General features: G+C 73.1%; 10 protein-coding genes. 1 reads left to right on the top strand and 9 read right to left on the bottom strand.

Features of this window, described 5'->3' with window-relative positions; all coding sequences use genetic code 11:
• The 9 genes from AC1DYN_RS21345 to AC1DYN_RS21305 form a co-directional block, all read right to left on the bottom strand.
• On the bottom strand, nt 1–600 hold a 600-nt coding region (locus tag AC1DYN_RS21345; protein ID WP_477963117.1), incomplete at its 3' end, for a hypothetical protein.
• Nucleotides 597–1,781, bottom strand: a complete 1,185-nt coding sequence (locus tag AC1DYN_RS21340) for a glycosyltransferase family 2 protein (RefSeq protein ID WP_477963116.1) — start codon at nt 1,779–1,781, stop codon at nt 597–599. The genes AC1DYN_RS21340 and AC1DYN_RS21345, both read right to left, overlap by 4 nt.
• Nucleotides 1,778–2,698, bottom strand: a complete 921-nt coding sequence (locus AC1DYN_RS21335) for a glycosyltransferase family 2 protein (protein WP_477963115.1) — start codon at nt 2,696–2,698, stop codon at nt 1,778–1,780. The genes AC1DYN_RS21340 and AC1DYN_RS21335 overlap by 4 nt, the downstream gene beginning before the upstream one ends.
• Entirely contained in the window at nt 2,695–4,134 is a 1,440-nt protein-coding gene (locus AC1DYN_RS21330; RefSeq protein WP_477963114.1) for a haloacid dehalogenase-like hydrolase, read from the bottom strand. The genes AC1DYN_RS21335 and AC1DYN_RS21330 overlap by 4 nt, the downstream gene beginning before the upstream one ends.
• Entirely contained in the window at nt 4,131–5,222 is a 1,092-nt protein-coding gene (locus tag AC1DYN_RS21325) for an acyltransferase family protein (protein ID WP_477963113.1), read from the bottom strand. Before AC1DYN_RS21325 ends, AC1DYN_RS21330 begins: the two co-directional genes overlap by 4 nt.
• Nucleotides 5,219–6,571 carry an O-antigen ligase family protein gene (locus AC1DYN_RS21320; RefSeq protein ID WP_477963112.1) on the bottom strand — a complete coding sequence of 451 codons (1,353 nt, stop codon included), beginning with the start codon at nt 6,569–6,571 and terminating at the stop codon, nt 5,219–5,221. Before AC1DYN_RS21320 ends, AC1DYN_RS21325 begins: the two co-directional genes overlap by 4 nt.
• Before the next feature lie 26 nt (nt 6,572–6,597).
• The gene (locus tag AC1DYN_RS21315; RefSeq protein WP_477963111.1) at nt 6,598–7,335 is read right to left on the bottom strand and encodes a CpsD/CapB family tyrosine-protein kinase; all 738 of its coding nucleotides are present in this window, start codon (nt 7,333–7,335) and stop codon (nt 6,598–6,600) included.
• Nucleotides 7,332–8,717: a hypothetical protein gene (locus AC1DYN_RS21310; RefSeq protein ID WP_477963110.1), complete on the bottom strand. Its 1,386-nt coding sequence runs from the start codon at nt 8,715–8,717 to the stop codon at nt 7,332–7,334. The genes AC1DYN_RS21315 and AC1DYN_RS21310 overlap by 4 nt, the downstream gene beginning before the upstream one ends.
• A gap of 41 nt (nt 8,718–8,758) precedes the next feature.
• Complete coding sequence (locus AC1DYN_RS21305; RefSeq protein WP_477963109.1) at nt 8,759–10,120, bottom strand: ATP-grasp domain-containing protein; 1,362 nt, start codon at nt 10,118–10,120, stop codon at nt 8,759–8,761.
• A gap of 102 nt (nt 10,121–10,222) precedes the next feature.
• Here AC1DYN_RS21305 and AC1DYN_RS21300 point away from each other — a divergent pair, with 102 nt between their 5' ends.
• Nucleotides 10,223–11,623, top strand: coding sequence for an exopolysaccharide biosynthesis polyprenyl glycosylphosphotransferase (locus AC1DYN_RS21300; protein WP_477963108.1), 1,401 nt, complete (start codon nt 10,223–10,225; stop codon nt 11,621–11,623).
• The last annotated feature ends 4 nt before the right edge of the window (nt 11,624–11,627 follow it).

The following is an 11,627-nucleotide window of genomic DNA, read 5'->3' as shown; positions in this document are numbered from 1 at the left end:
CGCCCGCGCCAGCAGCAGCGCGCCGGCCAGCCCCGCCACGCCAAGCGCAGCCAGCGCCGCCACGGCCGGCACCTGCGAGCGAGCCGCGGCCAGCACGCCCAGCACCAGCAGCGCGGCGTACACGAGGTCGACGCCCAGCACGTCGCTTGCGCGGCGGTGGGCCAGCAGCACCATCCGGAAGAAATCGCGGTGCAGCGTCGCCAGCACCGCCAGCGTGGCCGCGAGGGCCAGGGGCCCGGTCCGCGCGTCCAGCACGCCGGCCCACCACAGCGCGCAGGCGGCAGGCCACAGCAGCACCGCGATGGCCCGCAGCAGGCGCTGCTGGCCGGAATGCAGTGCCGCGACCAGCTGTTCCCGCCCGGCGCGTTCGAGCCGGTTCAGGCGACTGGCCAGCACCGGCCCGAAGAAGGCGTTCTGCAGCGAGGCCAGCAGCGCGATCGCGTTCGACGCGAGGATGAAATACCCGTACTCGACCGCGGCCGCATGCCGGATCAGCAGCAGCCCGGTCGCGAAGCTCGCGGCCGACAGCACGGCCTGGCTGACGACCGCGCTGCTCAGCAGCCGCGCAACCGCCAGGTGCCGGCGCCGCGGCTCGGTCACCGCTGCTCCCGCTTCGTGCGAACCCACTCCGCCGAGTCGTGCGCACGCAGCATCAGCAACAGCTTCCACAGCACGAATGACGGCGCATGCAGCAGGTCGACCAGGCCGCGCAGGCCGACCCCGCTGAGCTGCCAACCCCTCAGCACGTACAGCACGAGGCTCGCCGCGCACGCCAGGCCGATCGCCAGCCAGGCCTCGCCCGCAGGACTCCACAGCATCGCGAGGCCGGCGGCCGCCAGCAGCGCAACGACGTTGAGCGCGACGAGCGACAAGGGCGGCACCAGCAGGTCCAGCGCGAGGTCCAGGCAGACCGCGCCGCCCGGTCGACCCGCCGCGCGCAGCAGCGGCAGCACGCGCGAGTGCAGCAACTGCCGGCGCCCGTCTTCCCAGCGCAGGCGCTGGCTGCCGGCGGCCTCCCGGCCCGCCACCATCAGCCCGTCGGCGCGCGCCTCGTCGGCGTGGTGGACGCGATGGCCGGCCAGCCCGAGGGCGATCCCGTACTCGATGTCCTCGGCCAGGCCGTAGGCGCCGTACGGCACCTGCCGCAGCAGCCGGTGCGTCACGCACCACCCGTTGCCGCGCAGCCCGCACGACAGCCCCAGGCGTTCGCGGCCGCGCGAGCGCACACGGTGGAAGCAGCCCATCGCGATCGCCATCAGGCGCGTGCGCCATGCGGCCTTCGCGTTCAGCACGCCGTGACACGCCTGGACGGCCTTGGCGCCGGCCTCGATGCGGGCCGCGAAGGCCTCCAGCAGGTTGGCCGAGACCTCGGAGTCGGCATCGACCACGACGACGGCATACGCCTGGCCGTTCGCACGGCTGGCGGCAAAGCCGTGCGCGAGCGCATGCCCCTTGCCGCGCCGCGTGAGGTCGCACCGTTCCAGCACGACGGCACCGGCAGCGCGCGCCAGCGCAGCGGTCGCGTCGCCGCAGTTGTCCGCCACCACCACCACGCGGAACAGCTCCGCGGGCCAATCCAGGCGCTGCAGGCTCGCGATGCAGGCCTCGATCTGCGCCGCCTCGTCGTGGGCCGGCACGATCACGTCGAAACTGAGCCGGCGCGACGAACGCAGCACCGGTGGCGGCACCTGCGACAACAGCGTGAGCAGCAGCAGGTAGCCCGAGCACGCCAGCGCCGGCAGGCCGAGCAGCAGCAGCAGGATCTGCAGGGCCAGGCTCATGCGGGTCTTCCGTCGTATTCGCGGTAGTGCCAGCCGACGAAGACGGACAGCTTGCCGAGGTTGGCCGAGGCCTTCAGCAGCCAGTAGGCCGCCCAATGCCGGCCGCCGGGCCATGCCACCAGCGCCAGGCCGAACGCGACCACCGTCTGCAGCAGCGCGCGCAGGAAGAACGCCGTGCTGCCGGCACGCGTCAGCGCGCCATAGCGGCCGGCCAGCCGGTGCCGCGCATGGTCCTGCCCGCCGCGCAGCGCACGCAGCAGCAGCCAGCGCAGCGACAGCCGCGCCGGCTCGACCGGCTCGTTCACCACCGCCTCGTCGCACCACACGATGCGGGCGCCGCGCTGCACCAGGCGCGCCAGCAGGTCGCCGTCCTCGCCGCCGGTGCGTCCATAGCCGGGGTCGAAGGGCTGCGCCATCTCGCGCAGCAGCGCGGTGCGCAGCAGCACGTTGCCGAAGCGCAGCCGGTTCGGCGGCACCACGCTGCCGGTCTTCAGCCGCGCCCACTCATGGAAGCCGCCGCGCCGGATCCAGGCCGGCGCATCGGCCGGCAGCACCGGCACCACCGGGCCGAGCACCGCGTCTGCGGCGCTGTTCCGGGCGATGCGCACCAGCCGCCGCAGCCACGCGGCCGGCGCCCGCTCGTCGTCGTCGACGAAGGCGAGCCAGTCGCAGCGGGCCCGCGCCACGCTGCGGTTGCGCGTGAGCGAGATGTTCTGCTCGGGCTGGACGTCGTAGACGATGGGGAACGGCGTGCCGGCCTGGCGCCGGCGCTCGACGACGCTGCGCGCCGATTCGGCGGCGTCGTTGTCGACCACCACCACCTCGTCCGGCAGCCACTGCTGGGCCACCAGGTCGTCGAGCAACGCCGCCAGCCGCTGCGGGCGGCGGTAGGTCGCGATGCACACGCTGATGCTCATGGCGGCTCCGTGAAACGGTTGCGGTCGAGCCGCCGCGCCCCCACCAGCGCCACCGCCAGCTCCTGCTGCGCGCGGTACAGGTTCCACACCAGCAGCGCGAGCCCGGTGGCGTTGAAGATCGTCGCCCAGCCGGACGCGAAGGCCAGCAGCGCGGCCAGCACCCCGAAGAACATCAGGCGGATCAGGTGGAACGGCGCCTGCGGCCACTCCTTGCCGCCCACGCGGTAGACGTGATACGGCACCCACTTGGCCAGCACGTGCGCGCCGAGCGCGGCGGCGCCGATGGGCACGATCGGCACCAGCGCGACGAAGGCCGCGCTGCGCGCGAACTGCAGCCCGGCGAACAGCCACACGCGGGTCGACTTGTCGAAGCGGTTGTATCCGGTGAACCAGGCGTGTGTCGCCATCAGCACCGCCACCCAGGCCACCAGGTCGACCGGCGACGGCACGTCCGGCCAGCGCACGAGCGCCGTGCCGGCGCCGCCGCAGGCCAGCGCCCACAGCCACGGCTGCCAGCGCGGCGTGGCCACGCCGTGGTCCTGGAAAGCCGGGCTCAGCTTCGGGTCGGTTTCGAAACGGGCGGCAACCAGGTCGTTGTCGACGTAGCCGCGCTCGTAGATCGCCCAGAACGAGACCAGCAGGAACAGCAGGCCGAGCACATGCGTGACCGGCTGGCCGGACAGCGCGAGCGAGCTCAGCACCCAGAACGCGAAGTCCTCCTGCAGCACGCCGCGCACGATGTAGCGCTCGCCCGGCCGCTTGACCTGGCTCAGGTACTGGCCCGGCAGGTAGACGCCGCTGAGCGCGTGCCGGAAGCGCGCCTCCGGCCACACCGCGCGCAGCGGGCGGGCACAGGCGTCGAGCAGGCTCAGGTCCTGCGCCGAATCGGTCAGCACCAGCGCGCGTGCCACCGTGTCGCCGCCGAGCGCGCCGACGGCCATCTGCAGCTTGCCGCCGCGCCGGTCGGCAAAGCACGACAGGCGCGCGGCGACGATGCGCACCTGCGGCAGCCCGAGCGCGGCGACCAGCGGCTCCACGATGGGCTGGAAGCCGGCGGTGGTGATGATGGTCGTGGTGCCGGGTGCGTCGAGCGCGTCGCGCAGGCGCACGTTGGCATGGGCCTGCGCCAGCCTCGCGACCTGCGCCTTCCAGCGCCGTACTGTCCAGGGGAAGCAGGCCATCACCAGCCGCACGCGCCAGACGTCGCGCGTCGGTTCGCCGCCGGTCCAGCGCCACGGCTGGACCAGGTCCAGCAGGCGCATCAGCAGCAAGGCAGCCAGCCGCGGGCGGGCCGCGTCGATGAAATCCTCGGTCGAGTTGCGCAGGTACAGCGTCTCGTCCAGGTCGAGCAGGATCGGGCCGTTGTGCGCGAGGATCGCCCCCAGCGCGTCCTCCGGCGTCACGTCGTGCGCAGTGGCCACGTAGGTCAGGCTCATGGCAGGGCCAGCCGGCCGGGCGCCGGCGCAGCATCGGCCGCGCGCCGGTGCAGGCGCCGCCGCCACGCGGCACAGGGCAGTTCCACCCAGCGGCGCACCGGCTCGGCCACCAGCAGCGTCAGCACGGCGCCCGCCAGCGTCAGGCCGAACCAGCCCCACTGCGGCCACTGCCTGGCCAGGCCGAGCAGGATCACGTGGTGGGACAGGTACACGGTGTACGAGATCGACCCGAGGTACACCAGCGGGCGGGCATTCAGCCAGCGAAACGGCAGGCGATCCGGCTGCGCCACCGCCACGCGCAGCAGGCCCGCGATGGCCAGGCTCTGCACGGTGAAGCGAAGGCCCAGGCGGAAGCCCTCGTCGCGGTACGCGAGCGAGCCCAGCAGCGCGGCCAGGCACAGCGCCACGATCGCCCAGTCGCGCCGCCGCATCGGCCGCGCAGATGCATCCAGCCACGGGTTGCGCCACAGCGCCGCGATGCAGCCCACCAGGATCGCGTCGACCCGCGTGTCGGTGGCCATCGTCACGTAGTCGGCCGAGGCCCCGTGCAGCACGAGCGCGGTGCGCCACGCGAGCACCACCGCGCACAGCAGCGCGAGCAGGATCGCCAGGCGGCGCAGGGAGCCGGTGCGCAGCAGCACGGCGGCGAGCGGCGGGTACAGCAGGTAGTAGTGCTCCTCGATCGCCAGCGACCACACCACGCCGATGCCGGCCGGAAAACCCTGGAAGTCGTGCACGATCGCGTGGTAGTTGCCGGCGTACAGCAGGGCCGCGAGCAGCCCGCCGAGGCTGAAGCCGCCGTCGATCAGCGCCAGCGACGACAGCACCGCCGCACCGGCCGCGACCAGCAGCAGCGGCGGCATCAGGCGCAGCAGCCGCCGCAGGTAGAAGCGGCCCAGCGCGATGCGGCCGTCGCGGACCTGCTCGGCGCGCAGCAAGGTCGTGATCAGGTAGCCGCTGAGCACGAAGAAGAGGGTCACGCCCAGCCCGCCGGGCACGACGTGGTCGAGCCCGCTGTGCGCCAGGAACACCAGCGCCACGGCGACCGCGCGCAGGCCGTCGAGCGACGGGATGGTGTCTTGTGTCATGGCTCACCGAACGCCGCCCGCAGCCGCTGCTCCAGCAGGCTGCGCGCGAGCGCGGTGGTGGTGAGCGTCATGACCACGAAATCGACGCTTTGCACGCTGAACCAGTGCGTCTCGGACAGGTTCGTGATCGCCTGCTGGAAGAACACCGCCAGGTACAGCAACCCCTGCGGGCGTTCGCAGGCCAGCAGCTGCAGCGATTGCCGCACCTGCCGGATCGCATAGGCGAACAGGCAGGCCAGGCCCGCCCAGCCGAGGTCGTTGGCGACATCGAAATAGCCGTTGTGCGCCGAGCCGGGGAAGAACGAGCCGAGGCGGCGGACGAACTCGTAGGCATCGGTGCCGGCGGTGGGCACGGCCGTCCAGTACGCCGCGTAGCCGGTGCCGAGGAACGGATGCAGGCGCATGTGGTCGCCCAGGATGGACCAGATCGCCGTGCGCCCGGTGAGCGTCGCGTCCTTGCCGGTGATCGACGAGACCGTCTCGGTGAAGGCCGCGAGCCCCGGCAGCAGCCCGAGCGTCGCCAGTGCGTCCAGCAGCAGCAGCGCCGCCATCGCGACGACGAGGTGCGGCACGAACGGCCGCAGCCCGCGCGGTGCCCGCATCGCGACCGCCAGGAACACCAGCACGATGCCCGTGGCCGCGAGCGAGGTCGAGCTGCGCGACAGCAGCAGGCAGGCCGCGGCCACCGCGCCGCCGGCCAGCGCCGAGCGCAGCGGCACCTCGCGCGCGAGCGCCGCATGGCACCAGAAGATCAGGCCCAGGCTGGCCAGCGCGCCCAGGCTGTTCTTGTGGTTCGCCAGCCCGCGCCACGCGCCGGCGAGCTCGGCCGAGGCCTGCTGGTGGATCGCGAGCGCCGGCCAGGCCAGCCCGAACAGCAGCGAGCCGAGCAGCACGCCCGTCAGCACCGGCCGCACGACGTTCTGGAAGCGCCGCGCATGCCAGGCCATCAGCACGAAGCCGGTGCAGGCCACGACGATGGTCACCAGCCGCAGCAGGCGACGCGCGCTCAGCGCCGGATCTATCGACCAGGCCAGGCTCGCGAGCGCCAGCGCGACGAAAAGGAACAGCCACGCATTGGCGCTGCGCAGCAGCAGCCATGCGAGCCGGGTGCGCCACGCGAGGACCAGCAGGCCGGTGCCGAGCGAGGCCAGCCACAGGCCGCGGCTGGCCCACCCGGCCGCGTCGGGCGCCGCGGCATGGACCAGGCTCTCGTAGTCCAGCCCCTCGGGCACGATCATCAGCACGATCAGCGCCGCCATCATCACCGCCAGCAACGCGCCCCAGCGGTCGTCGCGCCGCCACGCGGCGGCGGCCGGTGCGACGGCGCGGTGGGACAGGGTCGTCGTCACGGCGGGACCCCGTTTCGGTGCGCCGGTCAGAAGTGGCTGATCACGGCACCGAGGATCTGCGAGCGCGTGGCCGCCAGGCGGCGCAGCATGTCCTGCAGGTCCCGGGCCGGCGTGTGCCGCGCGCGGCTCAGGGCCAGCACGCGGCCCACCAGGCTGGCGACGGCCAGCCCGTCGGAATAGCGCCCGACCGGCGCGGTGTCGAGGACAACGAACTCGAAATCCGCGCGCCAGCCTTCGAGCAGCGCCGCGAAGCGCCGGCTCGACAGCAGCTCCAGCGGATCGCCGGGCACCACGCCGGCCGTCAGCAGCAGCAGGTGCGGCAGGCCGTGCACCACCTGCAGCTGCGCCGGTTCGCCGTGCGCGATGGCCTGGGCCAGGCCCTGGCGGTTGGGCGCACCGAACAGCTGGTGCTGCTGCGGACGCCGCAGGTCGGCGTCGACCAGCAGCGTCGGCTGGCCGGTCTGCGCGAACGCGATCGCCAGTTCGGCCGCCATCAGCGAGCGGCCTTCGCCGGGACAGGGGCTGAGCAAGGCGACGATGCTCGCGCCCTCGGCGGTGCCGCGCCGCAGCAGCAGCTCGGTGCGCAGCGCGCGCATCGTCTCGCAGCGCGGGTCCAGCGGGTCGTGCGCCATGATCAACCGGTCGTCGGGCTCGGCGCGGCGCTCGATCGGACGCACCTCCGCGCGGGCGCGCGCCGCCCTCAGGTCCAGGTCGGGATGCAGGGCCGGAAACGGCGTCAGGTTGCCGGTGGCGACGTTCATCATGCGGTGACCCTCATCGGCAGGCGGCCGAACTCCGTCAGCACCGGCACGCCGTGCAGGCGTTCGACGTCGTCGCGGCAGCGCACGCGCCGGTTGAACAGCTCGAAGACCAGCGGGAGGCCCAGCGCGGCGATCAGCGCCAGGATGGCGCCGAGCGCGAGCACCAGGCGCACGCGCGGCGTGGTGGCAGCCACCGGCGGCAGCGCGCGGCTGACCAGGCTGACGTTGGTGCCGCGGCTGACGGTGGCGAACATGATCTGGTCGTAGCCTTCGAGCGCGCGCTTGTAGACCGCCTGCGCCGACGCCAGCTCCAGCAGGTACTTGGCCGATTCGTCCTGCAGCTGGCTCTTGTTCAACACCCGGGCGCGCTGGCTGCCCATCGCCTGCTGCAGGCCCTGCTCGACCCGCGTCGCGACCGTCAACCCGGCCGCCAGGTTGCGGGCATGGTTCGACAGCGTCGCGGCCAGCGCACGCCGCGTCAGCTCGATCTGCAGCTGTGCATCGCGCACGTCGGGATGCAGCGGCATGTAGAGGCGGTTCAGTTGCGCCAGCCGCAGCTCCTGCGCGCCGAGCTGCGCGTTCAGCCGCTGGGCCTCGGGCGACGCGAGCACCTGGTCGCTGCTGGACGGGTCCTGCCCGGCACGCACCTGCGCGACGCTGCGCGCGCTCTGCGCGGCCAGCAGGCGCTCGTCCAGCGTCGCGAGCATCAGCGCATCGACCTTGCCGTCGCTGCCTTCGTCGATCAGGCCATTGCGCTGGTGGAAGACCGTCACCTGGCGCTGCGCCTGGTCGACCTTGGCCTTCAGGTCGGCCAGCTGCTGCGCGTAGCGCGCGGCGCGCTCGCCCGGCGCCGCGGCACCGCGCAGCACGTCCTGTTCCTTGTAGATGTCGGCCACCGCGTTCGCGACCCGAGCCGCCTCGTCCGGGTCGCGTGCCGCATAGGTCACGTAGATCAACTGGCTGCCGCGCTGGCTCTGGTAGATCGACAGCGACTTGCCCACCAGTGCCGCCGCCCATTCGCGCAGCGTGCCGCTTTCGCCGCGGTAGCCGCGCTGGTACTCGGGGTTGCCGGTGAGCGCGAGGCGGTCGACGACCGCCAGCAGGACGTCCGGCGTCTGCATCAGCTCGACCTGGGTCGAGATGAAGCTGCCCACCTGGCCGATCGGCAGGTCCTTGCCGGCCAGCGGGTCGTTGACCTCGTAGTTCACCATCAGCGAGGCGGTGGCCATGTAGGTGCGCGGCCACACGGCCAGTGCCAGCACGGTCAGCGACGCCACCGCCAGCGCCACCAGCAGCGCCAGCCACTTGTAGGCGCCGAGGATCGCGCCGACCTGCGCCATCGACAGGCCGGGATGCACCAGCTCGAGCGGGACGAGCGGCGTCACGACCGACCAGGATCTGTCTTGCGGAGCCAACGGAAGATCGGTCATGGGCTGGATCTCTTTCGGCGCGGGAGCGGCGACGCGTCGGTTGTAGTGCGCGCCTCGTCGAAGCGTCTGTTCGCTGCCGTACACACCGGCGGCCCCGGTGCGTCGGCGGCCGGGTCCGGCACCGGCACGCCGTACGAGACGGGCCGCAGGCCGGCCCACAGGCGCGCGAGCAGGCCGCGCTCGCGCCATGGCCGGTCCATGCAATCGCGCACCAGGCCCGGCTCGTCCCACGGGATGTCGTGGTAGTCGTCGCGCAGGTGGCGGCTGGCCGGGTCGCGCTGCCATTCGCCGGGGAACATCGCGATGACGTCGTGCCCGATGGCACCGGCCGGTGCGGCCGGTGCGTCCCCGCGCCAGTGCGCCACCAGCGCGGCCGGCAGGTCGCGGCCCGCGCCGAGCGCCAGGTGGCAGATCGGCGTGGCGCGCGGGTTCATCTCGATCAGGTGGGCCGCGCCGGTGGACGCCTCCAGCACGAAGTCCAGGCCCCACAGGCCGCTCAGGCCGAGCCGGCCGACGAGGCGGCTGGCGGCATCGGCCATCTCCGCATGGTCGATGACCCGCACGACGGTGGCCGGGCCGGTGCGGTCCTGCGTGCGCAGCGCCGCGACGCTGGTGCCGGCCAGCACGCGGCCGTGCCAGCAGGCCACCGCCCGGTTCGCCGGCGTGCCGGGAATGAAGTCCTGCAGGGTGACGCTGCGCTGCGCCGCCTTCAGCGCGACCAGCAGCGGCGATGCATCGCGGTCCAGCAGCATGCGCACGACCGCGGCGGGCAGCGACGGTCGCGACGCCATGCGCTCGAACGCGCGCAGCGCCTCCTCGCGGCTGTGCACGATGGCCACGCCCAGGCCGCCCCAGGTCGAGTCGATCTTGACGACCGCCGGCAACGCTCGGCGCGACAGCGCGGCCAGCAGCGCGCCGGTGTCCGCGATCGCCTCGGTGTGCGGCACGCGCAGGCCCTCGGCCGCGGCCAGGCTCATGAAGCGTCCGCGTGCGGTGGCCAGTGCGCAGGCGCCGGGGTCGCCCAGCGAGGCACGCAGCAGCGCCTTCAGCGCCGCACTGCCCTGCGCGCCGCGATGCAGTTCGCCCAGGTGCACCGCCGCGCTGTCGTCGCACGGGATCACCAGGTCGGGCGCGGCCGCTTCGATGGCGGCGTGCAGCGAGGCCAGCGGCCGCAGCACCGAATACGGATGGATCCGATGCGCGGTCAAGGCGTGCGTGACCGGGTGCCCGCGCGGGCAGGTCGCATCGACGCGGCAGCCCAGCCCGGCAAAGGCCATCGCCAGCCGTGCCGCGATCGGCCAGCGCAGCGTGGCGCAAAGCAGGATGCGCGGCGATGGATGCTGGGCGTCATCTTGCATACGCCGCGAGACTGAGCCTGCCCCCGCGACGGGTCTGTTCGTCAGCGCACACAGTTCGGCATCGCACAGACGCTGCCGGGACACCCCCATAACGTCATCGGCATGAACTCCTTTGAGCAGGCCTTGGCGCGATGGGAGGTGCAGCCGGCTCCCCGGCCCACGCGCCGCAGCCTGGCTGCGCTCGTCAGCGACCTGCTGCCGCTGGGCGACTTCCTGTGCCTGGTGCTGGCCGCGTCGGTCAGCGCATTCGCACTCCCGCCCGGGCTGCGCGGCGATGCCGCGCCGGCCGCGGGCCTCGCGGCCGTGCTGGCCCCCTTCATCCTGTATGACAAGCGCTTCGGCCTGGTCGCGCGCCGCTGGGCCGTGCGGGCGCTGGTGCGCTCGCACGTGATCCGCTTCACGCTGCTGGTCGCGATGCTGCTGGGGCTGGGCGCACTCAGCGACACGCTGGGCTCCCTGCCGTCGCGCTGGGGCGTGAGCTTCGCCGTCCTCGCGCTCGCGTCGACCTCGCTCACCCGCGTGCTGGCCGCGCTGCACCTGCATGGCCTGCAGGGCCGGGGCGTGCTGACCGAGGCCGTGGCCATCGTCGGCGCCGGCCCGCTGGCCGATCGCCTGGCGGCGTCGCTGCGCGATTCGCGCACCGAGCAGGTGGACCTGCTGGGGGTGTTCGACGACGCCGACCTGGAGCCGCTGGTCGCGCTGGCACAGCAGCGCCGGATCGACTGGATCGTGCTGGCGAACCCGCCCGCGGCGGCGACGCTGGCGAGCCTGAAGGGCCTGTCGGCGTCGATCGGCGTGTGCCCGCCGCACCTCGGGTCGACGCCTTCGCACCGCGACATCGACTACGTGGCCGACACCGTGCCGATGCTGCTGGTGTGCGACCGCCCCATCAAGCGCTGGGATGCCGTCGTCAAGGCGGGCGAAGACCTGCTGCTCGGCAGCCTGCTGACGCTGCTGCTGCTGCCGTTGCTGGCGCTGATCGGCCTGGCCGTCAAGCTGAGCGGCCCCGGGCCGGTCATCTTCACGCAGCGCCGGCACGCGTTCAACAACCGCGAGTTCGACATCTACAAGTTCCGCACCATGCGCTGGGATCCGCCCGTGCAGGACCAGGCGCTGCAGCAGACGGCGCGGCACGACGGCCGGGTGACGCGCGTCGGCCGCTTCCTGCGCGCCTCGAGCCTGGACGAGCTGCCGCAGCTCTTCAACGTGCTGCAGGGCCACATGTCGCTGGTCGGCCCGCGTCCGCACGCGACCGACATGCGCACCGAAAGCCGGCTCGGCGGCGAGATCACCGAGACCTATACGCACCGCCACCGCGTCAAACCGGGCATCACCGGCTGGGCCCAGGTGAACGGTGCCCGCGGGGCGACGGACACCGAGGCGCAGCTGCGGCGCCGCATCGAACTGGACCTGCACTACATCGAGAACTGGTCCCTGATGCTGGACCTGAAGATCCTCGTGCTGACCTGGGCCGTGGTCGTGAGCGGCACCGACGCCTACTGACGCC

Source organism: Rhizobacter sp. P2_D12, assembly GCF_056404395.1.
Note: the sequence above shows the minus strand (reverse complement) of the source record. Positions and strands in the feature narration are given on the sequence as shown.